The following is a 17,826-nucleotide window of genomic DNA, read 5'->3' as shown; positions in this document are numbered from 1 at the left end:
CAAGAGTGGAGCAGGGCATGGCCCAGGCCGAATTCGACAGCGTGGCGGATGAGTACGACGCCCAGCACCGGGCCAATATCGCGATCACCGGCGAGGACCCCGCCTTCTTCTCCGAGTACAAGATCGCGGCGCTGCGCGGGATCGCCGCCGATTACGGCGTGAGCGTCGGGCGGATCCTGGATTTCGGCTCGGGGATCGGGAACTCCATCCCCTTCTTCCGGCAGTACTTCCCCGAGGCGCGGCTGACCTGCACGGACACCTCCGCGCGCAGCCTGGAGATGAGCCGCGAGCGCTTCCCGGAGGGCAGCGAGGAATACGCGCTGGTGGAGGGGGATGCCGTGCCGGCCCCGGATGCGACCGCCGATCTCGCCTTTTCCGCCTGCGTCTTCCACCACATCCCGCATGAGGAGCATGTGCACTGGCTGCGGGAGTTGCGCCGGGCAACGCGGCCGGGCGGGCTGGTTTCCATCTTCGAGCACAACCCGCTGAACCCGCTCACCGTCCGCGCGGTGAACACCTGCCCCTTCGATGCCAATGCGAAGCTGATCCGCGCGCGGCAGCTGAAGCACCGGCTGGAGGAAGCGGGGTGGCGCGAGGTCAGCCTGCGCTACCACGTGTTCTTCCCGCATGCCCTGGCCGCGCTGCGGCCGCTGGAGGCGCGCCTGGCCTGGTTTCCGCTCGGCGCCCAGTACAGCGCCAGCGCCCGCCGCCCATGAGCGCCGCCCTTCCCGGGGCGGGGGCCGCCGTGCTCAGGCCCGCGCCCGTGCTCGGCATCGTCGTGCCCTGCTACAACGAGGAAGAGGTCCTTCCCGAACTGGCCCGGCGGCTGGACGAGATCCTGGACGGGCTGATCGCCGAGGGGCGGATCGCGCCTTCCAGCCATGTCACCTTCGTCGATGACGGGTCGCGCGACCGGACCTGGGCGCTGATCGCCTCCTTCCACGCGCAGTCGCCACGCTGGCGGGGCGTGAAGCTCTCCCGCAACCGCGGGCACCAGAACGCGCTCATGGCCGGGCTTTCCTCAGCGGGCGGGGATGCCGTCATCTCGGTGGATGCGGACCTGCAGGACGACCCGGCCGCCATCGGGCGGATGGTCGATGCCTATCGCGAGGGCGCCGAGATCGTGTTCGGGGTGCGGAGCGCGCGCCGCACGGACACGGCCTTCAAGCGACTGACGGCCCAGGGCTACTACCGCTTCCTCGCCGCGCTGGGCGTGGAGATCGTGCACGACCACGCGGACTACCGGCTGCTCAGCCGCCGCGCCCTCGACGCGCTGCACCGCTACCGCGAGAGCAACCTGTTCCTGCGCGCGCTGATCCCGCAGCTCGGCTTCAAGACGGCCGTGGTGACCTATGAGCGATCGAGCCGGTTCGCGGGCGAATCCAAGTACCCGCTGCGCCGCATGCTCTCCCTGGCCTTCGAGGGCGTCACCTCCTTCTCCACCCGGCCGCTGCGGCTGATCATGGTGCTGGGCTCCGTGGTTTCGGTGATCTCGGTCCTGCTCGGCATCTGGGCCCTGCTGGCGGAGCTGGTCTTCCACGTCACGGTGCCGGGCTGGGCCTCCACCGTGGTGCCGATCTACTTCATCTGCGGGCTCCAGACCTTCTGCCTCGGCGTCGTCGGGGAATATGTCGGGAAGATCTACCTGGAGGCGAAGCAACGCCCGCGCTTCCTCATCGAGGAAGAGCTGGCACCGGCGGAGGAGCGGCGGGCGGGGTGATCCCTTCCCACGCAGGGTTCCGACCTGGCCGGGGCGTTTGCGAGGAGGGCTCTGCCCTCCACCCGCCAAGGGCCTGAGGCCCTTGGAACCCCGTTTGACTGCCGTGGATGCCCCGATCGAAGGGGGGTCGGGTTGAAGGAGATTGATCCTGCCCTTGCAGTCGCCTGAGGTCGTCGACCTCAGGCGCACCGTCAGCCGAGTGGCTCCAACTTGAAGAAAAAGAAGAAGGTGAGGGGTCCGGGGAGAGGAAGAGTTCCTTCTTCCTCTCCCCGGGACAGACACACCGATCAGGACCAAAGCGCTACAGGACCAGGCAAATAGTCCAGCACGGTTTTTGCTTGCGGAAGAACACGCGCCCATCCTAACCAGGGGGCGCGGGTAGAAGCGGCCAGGGCCCTCTCAGAGGTGCCCGGGGCATTGCTCCACGATCGAACGGATCGAGGTGTCCTCTTGCTCGCACTCTTTCTCCCTCATGCGGATTTCCACCGGAGCGGCTCCTGTGCGCCGCCGTGGCTTCGTCATGCGTGCGGGATGGCGGAGGGCTGAGGGGGCATCACGGCGTCACCCGCCCCGGATGGTCCGGCGGGCGGGGAACTCAGGAGTAGAAGCGGCGGGCGGCTCTCACGAGGGCGCTCTGACATTGCTCCTTCAGGCACGTAGGAGAGTGAGATGTCTGCCACCCAGGAATACGCGCTCAAGGAGCTGAACAAGGAGAAGGGTTTCGGCGGTCTGGGCACAACCAAGGCCCGCCGCGTGCCGCAGATCGACATGTCGGACTTCAAGGCGCGCAAGGCTGAGATCGCCGAGCAGCTCTGGGATGCCTCCACCGACACGGGCTTCTTCCAGCTCGTCCATCACGGCATCCCGCAGGAGCTGATCGACGAGGGGTTCGAGATGGCGGCCCGCTTCTTCGACCTGCCGATGGAGGTGAAGGCCCGCTACCCCATGACGAAGGGGACCAACTGGGGCTGGGAGTACAAGGCGCAGGTCCGCCCCTCCACCGGCACGGCGGACAACAAGGAATCCTACCAGATCACCGTGCCCAGGATGCAGGGGCTGTGGCCGAGCGGCGAGGAGCTTCCGGGCTTCAAGGCGACCATGCTGGCGCTGGAGCGGGCGAACTGGGCGCTGGGGATGAAGGTGCTCTCCTGCTTCGCGATGAAGCTCGGCTTCCCCGAGGACTTCTTCACCGAAGCGCATGACCCGACCTCGCCGGAGTACCAGTCCACGCTGCGCATGATCCACTACATGGCCATGCAGGACGCCAAGCCGGAGGATTTCGCCGGCTGGCGCGCGGGCGCGCATACCGACTACTGCTGCCTCACCCTGCTGCATCAGCGCCCCGGACAGGGCGGGCTGCAGCTCTGCCCCGGCAAGGAGGCCGAGGGCGGCGAGCTGGCCTGGACCGATGTGGAGCCGCTGCCCGGGGTCATCACCTGCAACATCGGCGACATGCTGATGCGCTGGAGCGACGATCAGCTGCGATCCACCCTCCACCGCGTGCGCATGCCGCGCGCAGACGAGTATCTCGGCCCGCGATACTCCCTCCCCTTCTTCTGCCAGGCCAACCGGGATGCGGTGATCCGCTCCCCCTCCGGCCGGGACGAGCCGATCACGGCGAAGGATTTCCTGAACCAGCGCATCGCGGCGAATTTCGCGAAGATCGGCAAGTAACGTCGGCTAACGTCGGTGGCTCCGGAGAAGTACCCCTTCCCCCGGAGCCATCCCGTTCAGCGTTCGGCCCGCCACCGCAGCCAGGCGGACAGTTCCGGCACGCGCCGCGGCTGCGCGGCCGGTCCCGTCAGGCGGATGCCCACCTCGGGCACCGGGTCGGGCGGTTTCTGCGTCGCGGTCAGATCGAGCGCGGCGCGGGCGATGTCCAGCTCGCCGCCCAAGGTGAGCGCCACCCCTTCGCCTGTCGCGCGCCCCTCGCGCAGCGTCGCGCGGCCCGCGGCCAGGGAGGCGCGCAGGGAAAGGCTGTCGAAGCCCGTACTGCCCTCGGCGAGGGCTCGGCGCAGGGCAGGCTCGTCGCCGGCCTCAGCGGCGCGCCCGGCGGCGGCGGCGTCGATCCCGGCCAGCATGCCTCGCCGGACGGTCAGCGCCGCCTCGCCGGAAAGCGTGGCGAGAAGGGCGGCCGGACTGCTTCCGCTGGCCTCCAGCCGCAGCTCACCCTCGGCCTCGCCGGCCGAGAGGTCCAATGGCAGCCCGAGCAGCGGAGCGTTGATGGTCACGTTCCGCAGGCTGCCGCTCAGGCCCATCCGGGGCGTCTCGCCCGAGGCGTCGAGGCGCAGCCCGCCCCTCGCCGCGCCGCCGTCGAGTGTCGCCTCCGCCTCCTCCACCGCCAGGATTCCGGCGGAGAGACGCAGCCTGCCCCGCAGGTCGCGCAGCACGGGCCGGTCGTCGGGCTCCAGCCGGGCGATGGACAGGGCCAGATCCGCATCCAGGGCGCGCAGCGCCGCGACGGGCAAGGGCTCGCGCGCGCGCCAGGAGAGCGGGGGCAGGGTCACCGTTTCCGCCGCGAGGCGCCCGGTCAGGCGCGGGCGCGCGGCATCGAGCGCCAGGGCGAGCTGGCCATTGGCGCGAAGCGTGCCGAGGACGAGGTCGAAGCGCTCGGCGGCCACGCCCTGCGGCCCCGCGGAGAAGGCGGCGATGAAGGAGAGCGAGCCCTGGCCGATCGGCTCCCCCGGCGTGATGCCCAGCGCGTCGCTGAGCAGGCGGGGCGCGCCCGGGTGGCGCAGGGTGAGCGTGCCGTTGCCGCGGCGGCCCGGCAGGTCGAGCGTGCCGGCGGCCTCCAGCCGGGCATCGCCCCATTCGGCGCCGGCCTGGATGGACATCGCGTCCGGCGCGCCGCCGCCCGTCGCGCGGAGCGTCACCGCCTCGGTCGCCAGGCGCGTCCCGTCCGGCCAGGTGCCGGGCAGCAGGCCCGAGAGCGCCCGGGCATTGGGGGCGGCGAATTCCACCACCGCATCGGAAAGGCGGGGGGTGGGGCCGAGCAGCGCCGTGCCGGAGGCGGAGAGGTCGCCGCCCGCCACCTGCCCGGCGAGGCGGCGCAGGGTGAGCCGCCCGTTTTCCAGCGCGGCGTCGAGGGAGGCGCGCTCCAGCACCGCGCCGCGCCAGCGGGCGCGCTCGGCCGCCAGGCGGAGATTGGCGTCGATGCCGCCGAGCAGCCGGCTGGCGGTCGGCCAGTCGAGCCCCGGGCGGAGCCAGCCCTCCAGCTCCAGGCTGTCGAGGGTGAGGCCCAGGCCGAGGGCGGGGCGGGCGCCGAAGCGGAGCACGCCGGCGCCGGAGATGCGGGTGCCGTCCAGCGTCGCCGAGAGTTCCGGCACAGCGACAGAACCGGGTTCCAGCACGAGCCGGGCGCGCCCTTCCCCCTGCCGCAGACGGCCGGGCGCGAGCCAGTCCGTGCCGATGCCGAGCGCATCCACCGTGCCGCGCAGGTCGGAGCCGGAGAAGTGCAGCCCGGCCTCCAGCCTTTCGCCCGCCGTCGCGCCGTTCATCTCCACCCGCGTGCCGCCGGGCAGGGTGGCGGAGACGTCCGAGAAGGTCAGGCGCCCGCCCTCGGCCGCGCCCTCCCGGAAGACGGCGGCGCGGAGGCGGCGCAGCGCGACGCCACGGAAGCTCGCCGCCTCGGCCGAGAGGTCGAGCCCGACCGGAAGGGCGGTGGGGCGGGCGCGCAGGGCGGCCAGCCAGGGGTCCAGGTCGATCCGGCTGGCGAGCAGCGCCGCATCCAGCCGCGGCGTGGGGGAGAGGCGCAGGGTGAGGGCGCCGCGCGCGGGGCTGCCGCCGATATCGAGGTTGAGGTCGTCGGCGGCGAGAAGATCCGTGGTGACGGTGACGCGCCCGCGCGCCCGGAAGGGGCCGGGCGGGCCGGGCACGAGAAGGGCGAGGTCCGGCCCCGACGCCTCCAGGCTCCCCTCCACCGTGCCGTCCAGGGTGAGCACGCCGCGCGCCTGGAAGCTCGCATTGCCCATGGCGAGGGTGAGCTCGACCGGGGTGATCCCGTCATAGCCGGGGCGGCCGACCCCGGCCTCGAAGCGCCATTCGAGGCCGCCCCAGGCGAAGCGGCCCTCGGCGCGCGTGCCCTGGGTGGGATCGCCCGCGATCAGCCGGGCCTGCACGCCCTCCAGCCGCACGCCGCCGATGATGAGGCGGCTGTCCACGAGCTGGGCGGTGAGGGTGGAGAGGCTGCCCGGCAGCACCGCCGCCTCGACCGGCGGCCAGGGCAGGCGCAGCTCGGCGCCGACGATCGCGACCTCGCGCGGGGCGATGCGCCCGAGAAGAAGGGCCCCGCCATCCACGCGCAGGCGCAGCGAGCTGGCGGAAAAGCCCAGCCCGTCCCCGGCATCGCCGAGGGTGACGCCCTGGGCCTCCACCACCGGATGCGGCAGCAGGCGCAGGCGCACCGGGCCATGCAGCGTGACCGGCCGGCCGATGCGGGCCGAGGCGAGTTCGGCCAGCTGGTCCCGCCGCGCCGTCCAGTCGGTGAAGAGCGGCGCGGCGTAGAGGGCCGCGAGCAGGAGCAGCGCCAGTGCCGGGCCGATAAGGAGAAGGCGGCGCATGTCAGCCTGTGGCCACGCATCGGGCACGGCCGCGCGGGGCCGTGGCATGCGGCATTCCCGGCACCCCTCCGGCCGGCGCCCCTCCGGTCAGGCTTCCGGGACTGGCACCGGTTCTGGACAAGACACCTCCGCGCGCGTGGAATCCCTCGATTCCCTCGGCCCGACCATGCTTGAGGCGCGGAGTTGCGGCAAGGAAGCCGCGCGCTTCCGGTTGCGGCCGAAACCGGGCATAGGCTCGTTCTCCTGATGCGCGGAGGGGCCTTGGGCTTCTGGGGCAAGATCATCGGCGGCGCGGTCGGCTTCGCCATGGGCGGGCCGGTGGGTGCCGTGCTGGGCAGCGCGCTCGGCCATGCGGCCGATGAGGGCAATCTCGTGCGCGGGCTGCCCGGCATGGATGGCGCGCAGATCGCGGCGATGCTGGGCTCGCGCGAGAGCCTCTTTGCCATCTCCGTCGTGGTGCTCTCGGCCAAGCTCGCCAAGACCGACGGGCCGGTGAGGCGCGCGGAGATCGACGCCTTCAAGCGCCTGTTCCGCATCCCGCCCGAGAACATGCGGGAGGTGGCGCAGCTCTTCGACCGCGCGCGGGAGAATGCCGACGGCGCCGAGCCCTATGCCGACCGGCTGGCCGCCGCCTTCGCGGCCGAGAAGACGGTGCTGGAGGACGTGCTGGCGGCCCTGTTCCGCATCGCGGAGGCGGATGGGCCGGTGAACCGGGCGGAGCTGGCCTTCCTGGGTGGCATCCATGCCCGCCTGGGGCTGGATGCGGCGGCCTGGGAGCGGGCGCGGCTCGGGCGGCCCAACCCCGCCAGCCCCGCCCTCGCGCCGGAGGGGCCCGACCCCTATGCCGTGCTCGGCCTGCCCCGCGATGCCTCCGACCAGCAGGTGCGCGAGACCTGGAAGCGCCTGATGCGGGAGCACCACCCGGACAGCATGACCGCCCGCGGCCTGCCGGCCGAGCTGGTGCGCCGGGCCACGGGCAAGGTGGCCGACATCAACGCGGCCTGGGACCGCATCAAGCGGGAGCGCGGGATTTGACCGCCCGGCGCGGTCCCCTGCCCCGCCCCCCGGCCGCGCGCAACCGGGGCAGGTCGGTGCTGGCGCTCGTGCCGAACGAGGGTGGGCTGGCCATCACGGAGCTGCCGAGCCCGAACCAGGACGAGCGGCCGCCCGGCCTGCCGATCGACACCCTCATCCTGCATTATACGGACATGGAGACGGGCGCGGCCGCCATCGCGCGGCTGCGCGACCCGGAGGCGCGGGTCTCCTCCCACTACGTCGTGGAGGAGGACGGGCAGGTCTTCCGGCTGGTGCCCGAGGAGCGGCGGGCCTTCCATGCCGGCCTCTCCTCCTGGCGCGGCAACGAGATGCTGAACGGGCGCAGCATCGGGATCGAGGTGGTGAATCCCGGCCATTCCTGCGGCTACCGACCCTTCCCCGCCCTGCAGATGGCGGCGCTGGCCGACCTGTGCCTTGGCATCCTCTCGCGGCACCCGATCCCCGCGCGCAACGTGGTGGCGCATAGCGACGTGGCGCCGGACCGCAAGCGCGACCCGGGCGAGCTGTTCGACTGGCGGGGCCTGGCCTCGCTGGGCGTCGGGCTATGGCCGGAAGGGGTGGAGGGCGGGGATCTGAGCGTGGTGCCGGGCGGGATGGCGCGCGCGGCGGAGCTGATGCGGCGCATCGGCTATCCGGTGGATCCGGCGCGGCCCGATGTCGCGCTGGTCGCCTTCCAGCGGCACTGGCGGCAGGAGGAATGGGGCGGCCGCCCGGATGCCGGGACGCTGGCCCGGCTGGAAGCCGTGGCGGCACTGGCCGGGGCGGGCTGATACCGCCGGGCCGGCTTCGTGGGTTCCTTGGGAGGGCTCCGCCCTGCACCCGCCAAGGGCCTGAGGCCCTTGGAACCCCGTCTGACTGCCGTGGATATCCCGGATCAGTGGGGTCTCTGGTTGCAGGGGGGGTGTTCCTGCCTTTGCAGTCGCCTCGGCTCTATGACCCGAGGCGCACCGTCAGCCCCGTGATTCCAACTCGAAAAAGAAGATGATGGTGAGAGGGCCGGGGAGAGGAAGAATTCCTTCTTCCTCTCCCCGGGACGGACCATCAGCACAGAACGCTCTCCTTCTCCAGCCGGAGATGCCCGTGCCACGGAGTGCCCCGGGCGGAGCACAGGGCGCTGGTTCCGGCCGAATCTTCGCTGAAAAGCCTCCCTTTCCCCGCACGGTCCGGGTGGGAAGGATCGGGCGCATGACGATCTCTCCTTCCCGCCGCTCCTTCATCCTCGCCTCGGCGGTGCTGGCGGAATTGCAGGGCGCGGCCGACCGCGCGCTGAAGTTCGGGCTGCTGCGACAGCGCCTGGAGGTGGCGCGGGCGATCGACACCGGCTTCCCGCTGGATCCGGCACGCGCGCCGGCTTGACCCTCGCCCCACCGAGTCGCATACCCCGGCCGCCAGACGGCCGGGCGACCGCTGCCAGCTTCGCGAGAGGCGGTGGAGGAAAGTCCGGGCTCCACGGAAGAACGGTGCCGGCTAACGGCCGGCGGGGGCGACCCCAGGGACAGTGCCACAGAGAAGAGACCGCCCCGCCGCCGAAAGGCGCAAGGGGCAAGGGTGAAACGGTGGGGTAAGAGCCCACCGCGCCCCTGGCGACAGGGGCGGCACGGCAAACCCCACCGGGAGCAAGGCCGAATAGGGATGGCCGGAGAGGGTCCGCAAGGGCTCGTCGCCAGGGGTTTTTCCGCCCCGCCATCCGGGTTGGCCGCGAGAAGTCGCCGGTGACGGCGACTCCAGAGGAATGGTCGCCCGGTCCGCAAGGGCCGACAGAACCCGGCTTACAGGCCGTCTGGCATTTATCCTGTTATCCAACTGTAAACGGATCGCACAACCGATTGAAATGATCGGAAATACGGCGCGTTGCTCTTCTGCAACACTTCGTCGGCTCCGTGCAATCGTGCTTGTTGGCCCAGATGATCCCATGTTATCCCAGCTCATCCCGCAAGGGCCCGGACCTGAGGGGGGCGAGGGGCTGGCGGGGTGGTCGGGTGAGCCGGCGGGGTCGGGGGGCCTCGCCGGCCATCTGATGAAGGGGATCCACAGTCGCCCGGTGCGACCGCGAGGGGGCGGACGTCCAGCGGATGACCCATTTCATGGGCACCTTCACGGGCAAGCTGGACAAGAAGGGACGGGTCTCCGTCCCCGCGTCCTTCCGCTCTGCCCTGGAGCGCCTGGGCACGCTGGAGCTGGTCCTGCGCCTTTCCCACCGTGATCCCTGCGTCGAGGCCTGGCCTCTTCCAACCTTCGAGGCGATGGCCGGCGGGCTCGACCGGCTGGACGTCTTCTCCGACGCCCATGACGACCTTTCCCTCAGCCTCTTCGCGGATGCCTTCCCGATGCGCCCCGATGGCGATGGCCGCCTGGTGCTGCCCGAAGAGCTGATCGGCCATGCGAAGCTGACCGAGGCGGTCAGCTTCATGGGCCTGGGCAAGCAGTTCCAGATCTGGGAGCCGGAGGCGGCGCGGGCCCGCACGGAGGCGGCCCGCCAGCGCGCCCGCGAGCGAGGCCTGACCGTTCCGTCCGCCCAGCCCGCAGCCCCGCCAATCGTGGGGCGCGCATGAGCGCGGCCTCGCCCTCCCCCATGGTCGCGCCCGACCCGACCGAGGGCGGCCATGTGCCGGTGATGCTGGCCGAGGTGCTGGCGGCGCTCGCCCCGCGCGACGGCGCCACCCTTCTCGACGGCACCTTCGGCGGCGGCGGCTACAGCGCCGCCATCCTCTCCGCCGCCGACTGCACCCTCTATGCCGTGGACCGCGACCCCGATGCGATCGCGCGCGGGGCGGGCCTCGCCGCGCGCTTCCCGGGGCGGCTGCACCTGGTGGAGGGGCGCTTCGGCGACATGCTCTCCCTCATGGCCGAGCGCGGGGTGGATTCGCTGGACGGCGTGGTGCTCGACCTCGGCGTCTCCTCCTATCAGATCGACCAGGCGGAGCGCGGCTTCTCGCTGCGCTCGGACGGGCCGCTCGATATGCGGATGGAGAAGTCCGGCCCGACCGCCGCCGAGCTGGTGAACACCCTGCCCGAGCGCGAACTCGCTGACCTGCTCTGGGAACTCGGCGAGGAGCGGCATTCCCGCCGAATCGCGCGCAAGATCGTCGCCGCGCGCGGCGACGCGCCCTTCGAGACGACGCTGCAGCTGGCCGAAGCGATCCATGCGGTGATGCCGCGCGACCCCTCGGGCATGGACAGCGCGACGCGCAGCTTCCAGGCGCTGCGCCTCAAGGTGAATGACGAACTTGGAGAGGTGGAGCGCGGACTCGAGGCGGCCATGCGGCTGCTCGCGCCTGGCGGCCGGCTCGTCGTCGTCTCCTTCCACTCGCTGGAGGACCGGATCGTGAAGCGCTTCATGCGCGATGCGGCAGGTCGCACACCCGGCGCGTCCCGATTCGATCCGGCTTCGTTAAAAAAAGCCACGAAACAGGCGGATTTCCGCCTGCTGACCACCACCGCTCTGCGGCCTTCCATGGCAGAGTCCACAACGAATCCACGAGCGCGGTCCGCAAGGCTCCGTGCCATCGAGAGGCTGGCCGCATGATCCGACCGCTCACCTTCCTCTCGCTCGTCGCCGCGGCCGGGGCGGGACTGCACCTGTACTCGGTGAAGCACGAGGTTTCGCAGCTGGAGAAGACGCTGCGCGAGACCGTGCGCCAGACGGAGGCGGCGCGGGAGCGCACGGCGGTGCTGCGCGCCGAATGGGCGCTGCTGAACGAGCCGGAGCGGCTGCGGGCTGCCGCCGTCCGCAACCTTCCGCTCGAGGTGATGCAGACCTCGCAGTTCGTGCGCCCCGCCGAGCTGGACCGGCGCCTGCCGGCCGCCGTCGCCTTCGCCGGCGCGCCGAGCCTCTTCGCGCCGGCGCCCAACGAGCGGCCGGGCGCCAGCAACGTCGCGATCGCCTCCGCCGTGCCGGTCTCAGTGACCTCGCCGGTCGCGGAGCAGGCCGCGAATGCCGCGCCTCGCCTGGCGCAGGCCCCGGCAACGGCCGCGCCCGCCGCCGCCTCGGTTTCCGTGGTGCCGCTGCCGGCTGCCCCGCCGCGCGCCGCCGCTCCCGCCCAGATGGCCGCCCGCCCCGCGCCGGTCGAGCGCAGCGCTCCGGAACGCGTGGAACGCAGCACCGCCACCGCCGAGCGCGGCGCGCCCACGCGCGTGCCGCCTTCGCATCTGCCGCAGGTGGCCGGCCTTCGCACACCCGAGCCGCGTGAGGCCACGCCGCGCGTGGCGCCGCGCCTCGCCGCCCCCGTTCGCCCGGCGGAAGCGCGGCAGGCCGAGCCGCGCCTGGCGGATCGTGAGGTTGATCGCGGGATGAACCTGGCCGCGCCGCCCCAGCCGCCGGCGCTGCTGCGTACCGCCCTGCACCTGCGCCAGACGACGCCCGCCGTGCAGCCGCCCTCGCCGCGCATGCCGGAGATGCCGGCCTCCACGGGCTCGATGCTCGGCGGCGCCTCCCGCCCGATGCTGGCGCCGCCGGTGCCGGTGGCCAGCGCCAACGCGGCGACGCTGGGCGGCGCGCGGTGATCGAGCCCTCCGCCCCGGACCCCAACGCCACCATCGCCTATCACCTGCGCGAGCCGGTGCGGGCCTCCCGCCTGGGCGACCCCCGCACCGCCGCGCGCACGGGGCAGCCGGACCTCGCGCGCCGCGCGGTGCTGGAGAAGAGCCGGGGCCGGCTGGTGCTGGCTGCCGCGGGCTTCGGGCTTCTCTTCGGCGCGGTGGCGCTGAAGGCGACGATCGCGACCGTGATCGACCCGCGCGAGCCGCGGCGCATCGCCCAGCCGCGCTCGACTGCCACTCCCTCCGCCGAGCCGGTGACGGGCCGCGCGCCCATCACCGACCGCAACGGGGAGATCCTCGCCGTCTCGCTGCCGGTCACGGCGCTCTATGCCAATCCCCGGCAGGTCGAGAATCCGGCGGAGGTGGCGCAGCGCCTGGCGCGCGTGCTGCCGCAACTGGATGCCTCGCGCCTCGTCGGGCGGCTTTCGGGCGAGCGGCAGTTCTCCTACCTCGCCCGCGCGCTGACCCCGCGCGAGAAGCAGGCGGTGAACGACCTTGGCATCGCCGGCCTCCATTTCGAGGAGGGCGAGCGCCGCTACTACCCGCAGGGCCGGGCGGCCGTGCATGTGCTGGGCAATGTGGACGTGGACGGCGCCGGCCTCTCGGGCATGGAGCGCTACCATGACGAGCGGCTGCGGGCCCGGCCGCATGACCCGCTGCGCACCTCCATCGACATCCGCGTGCAGCTCGCGCTGCGCGATGCGGTGGCGAAGGCGATCGACGACTATACCGGCATCGGCGGCGCGGGTGTGGTGCTGGACATCAACACCGGCGAGATCATGGCCATGGTCTCCCTGCCCGACTACGACGCGGGCGATATCGGGGCGGCCACGACGGAGCAGCGCTTCAACCGGGTGACGGTGGGCACCTACGAGCCCGGCTCGACGTTCAAGCTGCTGACGGCGGCGGCCGCGCTGGAATTCGGCACCGCCAACGTCAACACCAGCAGCTTCAACGCCTCCTCGCCCATCCGCTACGGCCGATTCACCATCAGCGACTACAAGGGCAAGGGGCGCTGGCTGACCTTCCCCGAGGTCCTCGCCTATTCCTCGAACCTGGGCGCCGCGCATATGGCGCAGGGCTTCGGGCCGCAGCGCCAGCGCGAGTTCATGCAGCGTATGGGCATGCTCTCCCGAATTGGGGTGGAGATCACCGAGACGGCGCTTCCCCTGGTGCCGCCGGCCAATGGCTGGCGTGACATCAACATGCTCACCATCGCCTTCGGCCACGGCATCTCGGTCACGCCTCTGCATGTGGTCAGCGGCGTGGCTGCCATCGCCAATGGCGGGATCCTGCGGCAGCCGACGCTGCTGGCGCAGCCGCCCGGAACAGTGCGGGAGGGCACGCGCGTGGTGAGCGAGCGCACCTCCGAGACCATGCGCCGGCTGATGCGGCTGGTGGTGACGGATGGCTCAGGCAAGGGCGCGGATGTTCCCGGCTATTTCGTCGGCGGCAAGACGGGCACGGCGCAGAAGACCGGGCCCCGCGGCGGCTATCTGCCGAACAAGCGCATCGCCGCCTTCGTCGGCGCCTTCCCGATGAACGCGCCGCGCTACGCCGTCTATGTGATGGTGGACGAGCCGAACCCGAATGCGCGCAGCCATGGCTATGCGACGGCGGGCTGGGTGGCGGCGCCCGCCGCCGGGTCGGTCATCGCGCGCATCGCGCCGGTGCTCGGGCTGGTGCCCGAGAACCCGCAGGAGCCCTCCATCCTCCAGGCGGTCGGCATCCCGCTGCAGCCCGGCCGGCCCGGCCCGCGCCCTGCGACCGCTTCCGCGCCGGCGGCCCGCCCGGGTACGACGGCCGCGCCGCCCGCCTCGCCGACCCGCCCGGCGACGACGCCCGCCATCGCGCCGCGCCCGGCCACGCCGCAGCCCGTGCCCTCCACCCCCACCCTGGCGCCGCCCGTGCCGCTGCGGGTGACGGAGCTGGACCAGATGCGGGAGCAGTCGGTGAGCCGGATCCGCTTCTCGATGGCAGCCCAGGCCGCCACGTTGACGCGGCCCGAGAGCCATGAGGCTCGATGAGCTGATGGCCCGGCTGGACCCGATCGAGAGGCGCTTCGCCCCGGGGATCGAGGACCGGCCGGATGTGACGGCGCTGACGGCGGACAGCCGCCAGGTGGTGCCGGGCGCGCTCTTCGCCGCGCTGCCCGGCGCGCGCACCGACGGGCGCACGCATATCGAGGAGGCCGTGCGCCGCGGCGCCGCCGCCGTGCTGGCGCCGGAGGGTACGGAATGGCCGCCCGGCGTGCCACCCCGCCCGCTGCTGACCGCGCGCGACCCGCGGCGGGCGCTGGCCCTGATGGCCGCGCGCTTCCATGGCGTGCAGCCCGGCACGGTGGTGGCCGTCACCGGCACCAACGGCAAGACGAGCACGGCCGACTTCCTCCGCCAGATCTGGGCCGATGGCGGCTCCCGCGCCGCCTCCATGGGCACGCTGGGGCTGGTGGCCGACGGGTTCCCGCAGGGCCCCTCGCTGACCACGCCCGATCCGGTCTCCCTGCACGCCACGCTCGCAGCCATCGCGCGCGGCGGGGTGACGCATGCCGCGATGGAGGCGTCCTCCCATGGGCTGGAGCAGCGGCGGCTGGATGGGGTGGCGCTCGCCGGGGCGGGGTTCTCGAACCTCACGCGTGACCACCTGGACTATCACGGCACCATCGAGGCCTACCGGGCGGCCAAGCTCCGGCTGTTCGACACGCTGCTGGAGCCCGGCCGCCCGGCGGTGGTGAATGCGGATATGGAGGGCGCGACGCTGGCCGCCCTGCGCGCCATCGCGGCCAGCCGCAAGCTGCGGCTTCTGACCGTGGGCGAGGCCGGATCGGACCTGCGCCTGCTGCGCCACGCGCCGAAGGCGGATGGGCAGGAGATCGAGATCAGCCTCTTCGGCCGGCGGGAGGCGGTGCATCTGCCGCTCGTCGGCCGCTACCAGGCCGACAACGTGATGGTGGCCGCCGCCCTCGCCGTCGCCACCGGCATGCCGGCGGACCGGGTGCTGCGCGCCCTGCCCCATCTGGCGGGCGTGCGCGGGCGGATGGAGCTCGCGGCGCGGCTGCCGAACGGTGCCGCCGTCTATGTCGATTACGCGCACACGCCGGATGCGCTGGAGCGGCTGCTGCTCGCGCTGCGGCCCCATGCGGCGCGGCTGCATGTGGTGTTCGGCGCGGGCGGGGACCGTGACCCCGGCAAGCGGCCGCTGATGGGCTTCGCGGCCGCGCGGCATGCCGACCGGGTGGTGGTGACGGATGACAATCCGCGCAGCGAGGATCCGGCGGCGATCCGCGCCGCCGTGCTCGCCGCCTGCCCCGGCGCCGTCGATATCGGCGGGCGCGAGGCCGCGATTGCGGAGGCCATGGCGGCGCTCGGGCCGGGCGAGGTGCTGGCGGTCGCCGGCAAGGGGCATGAAAGCGGGCAGACCATCGCGGGGGTGATCCACCCCTTCGATGATGTCGAGGTGGTGCGGCGCCTGGCGGGAACCCTCTCGTGACCGCGCCTCTCTGGGAATCGGCCTCGCTCCGCGCGGCCACGGGGGGCACGGTGCCGGATGGCGTCGCCATCACCGGCGTCTCCATCGACAGCCGGGCGATCGGGCCGGGCGATCTCTTCGTCGCGCTGCGCGACGCGCGGGATGGGCATGACTTCGTGCCGGATGCGCTGGCGCGCGGGGCGGCCTGCGCGATGGTGGACCGCGACATCCCCGGTTCCGGGCCGCTGCTGCGGGTGGCGGAGACGCTGGCCGGGCTGACCTCCCTGGGGGTTGCCGGGCGGGCGCGCTCCGCCGCGCGCTTCGTCGCCGTGACAGGCAGCGTGGGCAAGACCAGCACGAAGGAAATGCTCGCCGCGGGGCTTTTGGCCTGCGGCGCGGTGCATGCGGCGGTGGCCAGCTACAACAACCATTGGGGCGTGCCCCTCACCCTCGCCCGCATGCCGGTTTCGGCCGTGTACGGCGTGATCGAGATCGGGATGAACACGCGGGGCGAGATCGCGCCGCTCTCGCGCCTCGCCCGGCCGCATGTGGCGGTGATCACCACCATCGCGCCGGCGCATCTCGGGCGGCTCGGCTCCATGGAGACGATCGCCCAGGAGAAGGCGGACATCGTCGCCGGGCTGGAGCCGGGCGGCGTCGCGGTGCTGCCGGCGGAAGGCCCGCAGGCCGGGCTGTTGCGGCGTCGCGCCGAGGCGGCGGGTGCCTCCGTGATCACCTTCGGCGAGAGCGGCGACGCGCGGCTCCTGCGCTGGGAGGGCGGCGCGGACCGGCAGTCCTTCCGCGTCGGACTCGACGGGGATGAATTCGCCGTCACCCTCGGGGTTCCCGGGCGGCACATGGCGATGAATGCGGTGGCGGCGCTCGCGGCCGCGCGGGCGCTGGGGGCCGATCCATCGCGTTTTGCTGAAGGGCTCTCTGCGTTTTCCGCGCTGGCCGGGCGGGGGGCGCGCGTGGCAATCCCCGTCCCGGGCGGCACGGTGCTGCTGCTCGATGAATCTTACAATGCCAATACGACCTCCATGCGTGCGGCCCTTGCCGTCCTGGCGGCTCAGAAGGGAATGCGGCGGGTGGCGGTGATGGGCGACATGTTGGAACTGGGTGACGAGGGAGTGGCCATGCATGCCGCGCTGGCCGCGGATGCGGCGGACTGCGCCGACCTCGTCTTCACCTGCGGCCCGCAGATGGCGGCGCTGCACGACGCGCTTCCCGCGGGGAAGCGCGGCGCGCATGCGGCCGATAGCGCGGCGCTGGCGCCGATGGTGGCCGATGCGCTGCGCGCGCGGGACGCGGTGCTGGTCAAGGGCTCGCTCGGCAGCCGCATGGCGGTGGTGGTGCGCGCCATCAAGGGCCTTGGCGGCCAGGGAGCCGCGGCATGATCCCCGCCCTGCTCGCCGGCCCTGGCGACCTCATCATCTTCAACCTGCTGCGCTACCTCACCTTCCGTGCCGGCGCGGCCTGCATCACGGCGCTGATCGTCTCGATGCTCTTCGGGCCGATGGTGATCCGCTGGCTGCGCGGCTTCCAGCGGGGCGGGCAGCCCATTCGCACGGACGGGCCGGAGCGCCACCTGATCGAGAAGAAGGGCACGCCCACCATGGGCGGCGTGCTGATCCTGCTCGCGCTCACCGTGTCCACGCTTCTCTGGGCGGACCTGCGCAACGGTATGGTCTGGGCGGTGCTTCTGGTCACACTCGGCTTCGGGCTGCTGGGCTTCGCCGATGACTGGCTGAAGGTGACGAAGCGGAACACCAAGGGCGTCTCCGCGCGCGGCAAGCTGGTGGTGCAGTTCGGCCTGGGGCTGATGGTGGCGGTGGCCATCCTGTGGTTCCTGCCGCCGGGGCTGGACAGCAGCCTGACCCTGCCCGTGTTCAAGGAGCTGATGATCCCCTTCGGCATCTTCTTCCCGCTGGTGGGAATGCTGGTCATCGTCGGCGCCTCCAACGCCGTGAACCTGACGGATGGGCTGGACGGGCTGGCCATCGTGCCGGTGATGATCGCGGCCGGCGTCTTCGCGCTGATCGCCTATCTCGTCGGCAACCGCGTCTTCTCCGACTACCTGCAGCTGCATTTCGTGCCGGGCACGGGCGAGCTGGCGGTGTTCTGCTCGGCGCTGATCGGCGCGGGGCTGGGCTTCCTCTGGTTCAACGCGCCGCCGGCCGCGGTGTTCATGGGCGATACGGGCAGCCTCGCCCTCGGCGGCGCGCTCGGCGCTGTGGCGGTGGCGACGAAGCATGAGGTGGTGCTGGCCATCGTCGGCGGCGTGTTCGTGGTCGAGACGCTGTCGGTCGTCATCCAGGTCTTCTGGTTCAAGCGCACGGGGCGGCGGGTCTTCCTCATGGCGCCGCTGCACCATCATTTCGAGAAGAAGGGCTGGGCGGAGCCAACCATCGTGATCCGTTTCTGGATCATCTCCATGATCCTGGCCCTGGTCGGCCTTTCCACGCTGAAGATCCGGTGAGCGGC

At 72.3% G+C, this 17,826-nt stretch carries 14 protein-coding genes and 1 other RNA gene; 14 read left to right on the top strand and 1 reads right to left on the bottom strand.

Annotation, left to right across the window (positions count from 1 at the left end):
* Positions 1 to 17: 17 nt before the first annotated feature.
* The 3 genes from BUB97_RS20630 (at position 18) to BUB97_RS20620 (ending at position 3,394) form a co-directional block, all read left to right on the top strand.
* Complete coding sequence (locus BUB97_RS20630; protein WP_073138290.1) at positions 18 to 716, top strand: class I SAM-dependent methyltransferase; 699 nt, start codon at positions 18 to 20, stop codon at positions 714 to 716.
* Complete coding sequence (locus BUB97_RS20625) at positions 713 to 1,720, top strand: glycosyltransferase family 2 protein (protein ID WP_073138288.1); 1,008 nt, start codon at positions 713 to 715, stop codon at positions 1,718 to 1,720. The genes BUB97_RS20630 and BUB97_RS20625 overlap by 4 nt, the downstream gene beginning before the upstream one ends.
* Before the next feature lie 669 nt (positions 1,721 to 2,389).
* The gene (locus tag BUB97_RS20620; RefSeq protein ID WP_073138286.1) at positions 2,390 to 3,394 is read left to right on the top strand and encodes an isopenicillin N synthase family dioxygenase; all 1,005 of its coding nucleotides are present in this window, start codon (positions 2,390 to 2,392) and stop codon (positions 3,392 to 3,394) included.
* A gap of 56 nt (positions 3,395 to 3,450) precedes the next feature.
* On the opposite strand, the gene BUB97_RS20615 is transcribed toward BUB97_RS20620, so the two are convergent.
* Positions 3,451 to 6,327: an AsmA family protein gene (locus BUB97_RS20615; RefSeq protein ID WP_139281408.1), complete on the bottom strand. Its 2,877-nt coding sequence runs from the start codon at positions 6,325 to 6,327 to the stop codon at positions 3,451 to 3,453.
* Between the two features lie 213 nt (positions 6,328 to 6,540).
* Here BUB97_RS20615 and BUB97_RS20610 point away from each other — a divergent pair, with 213 nt between their 5' ends.
* The 11 genes from BUB97_RS20610 (at position 6,541) to mraY (ending at position 17,821) form a co-directional block, all read left to right on the top strand.
* Complete coding sequence (locus BUB97_RS20610) at positions 6,541 to 7,314, top strand: TerB family tellurite resistance protein (protein WP_086062420.1); 774 nt, start codon at positions 6,541 to 6,543, stop codon at positions 7,312 to 7,314.
* A 68-nt stretch (positions 7,315 to 7,382) separates the two neighbouring features.
* On the top strand, positions 7,383 to 8,105 hold the full coding sequence (locus tag BUB97_RS20605; protein ID WP_408906147.1) for an N-acetylmuramoyl-L-alanine amidase: 723 nt from the start codon (positions 7,383 to 7,385) through the stop codon (positions 8,103 to 8,105).
* A gap of 415 nt (positions 8,106 to 8,520) precedes the next feature.
* Positions 8,521 to 8,691, top strand: coding sequence for a hypothetical protein (locus BUB97_RS26360; RefSeq protein ID WP_175562696.1), 171 nt, complete (start codon positions 8,521 to 8,523; stop codon positions 8,689 to 8,691).
* Between the two features lie 32 nt (positions 8,692 to 8,723).
* An RNA gene (gene rnpB, locus BUB97_RS20600) (RNase P RNA component class A) lies at positions 8,724 to 9,123 on the top strand.
* A 284-nt stretch (positions 9,124 to 9,407) separates the two neighbouring features.
* Positions 9,408 to 9,887 carry a division/cell wall cluster transcriptional repressor MraZ gene (gene mraZ, locus BUB97_RS20595; RefSeq protein ID WP_073138280.1) on the top strand — a complete coding sequence of 160 codons (480 nt, stop codon included), beginning with the start codon at positions 9,408 to 9,410 and terminating at the stop codon, positions 9,885 to 9,887.
* Positions 9,888 to 9,907: 20 nt separating this feature from the next.
* Positions 9,908 to 10,861, top strand: coding sequence for a 16S rRNA (cytosine(1402)-N(4))-methyltransferase RsmH (gene rsmH / locus BUB97_RS20590; RefSeq protein ID WP_245818396.1), 954 nt, complete (start codon positions 9,908 to 9,910; stop codon positions 10,859 to 10,861).
* The gene (gene ftsL / locus BUB97_RS20585; RefSeq protein ID WP_073138276.1) at positions 10,858 to 11,838 is read left to right on the top strand and encodes a cell division protein FtsL; all 981 of its coding nucleotides are present in this window, start codon (positions 10,858 to 10,860) and stop codon (positions 11,836 to 11,838) included. Before rsmH ends, ftsL begins: the two co-directional genes overlap by 4 nt.
* Positions 11,835 to 13,901, top strand: coding sequence for a peptidoglycan D,D-transpeptidase FtsI family protein (locus BUB97_RS20580; protein ID WP_073138274.1), 2,067 nt, complete (start codon positions 11,835 to 11,837; stop codon positions 13,899 to 13,901). Before ftsL ends, BUB97_RS20580 begins: the two co-directional genes overlap by 4 nt.
* A complete protein-coding gene (locus tag BUB97_RS20575) occupies positions 13,888 to 15,363 on the top strand; it encodes a UDP-N-acetylmuramoyl-L-alanyl-D-glutamate--2,6-diaminopimelate ligase (protein WP_408906146.1) in 1,476 nt (491 codons plus the stop codon). Before BUB97_RS20580 ends, BUB97_RS20575 begins: the two co-directional genes overlap by 14 nt.
* Positions 15,360 to 16,739, top strand: a complete 1,380-nt coding sequence (locus tag BUB97_RS20570) for a UDP-N-acetylmuramoyl-tripeptide--D-alanyl-D-alanine ligase (protein ID WP_073138272.1) — start codon at positions 15,360 to 15,362, stop codon at positions 16,737 to 16,739. The genes BUB97_RS20575 and BUB97_RS20570 overlap by 4 nt, the downstream gene beginning before the upstream one ends.
* Positions 16,736 to 17,821 carry a phospho-N-acetylmuramoyl-pentapeptide-transferase gene (gene mraY, locus BUB97_RS20565; RefSeq protein WP_073138270.1) on the top strand — a complete coding sequence of 362 codons (1,086 nt, stop codon included), beginning with the start codon at positions 16,736 to 16,738 and terminating at the stop codon, positions 17,819 to 17,821. The genes BUB97_RS20570 and mraY overlap by 4 nt, the downstream gene beginning before the upstream one ends.
* Positions 17,822 to 17,826 lie beyond the last annotated feature (5 nt).

The organism is Muricoccus roseus, assembly GCF_900141905.1.
Taxonomy (GTDB): Bacteria; Pseudomonadota; Alphaproteobacteria; order Acetobacterales; family Acetobacteraceae; genus Roseomonas; species Roseomonas rosea.
The sequence above is the reverse complement of the archived record's forward strand: the minus strand, read 5'-3'. Positions and strand labels throughout refer to the sequence as shown.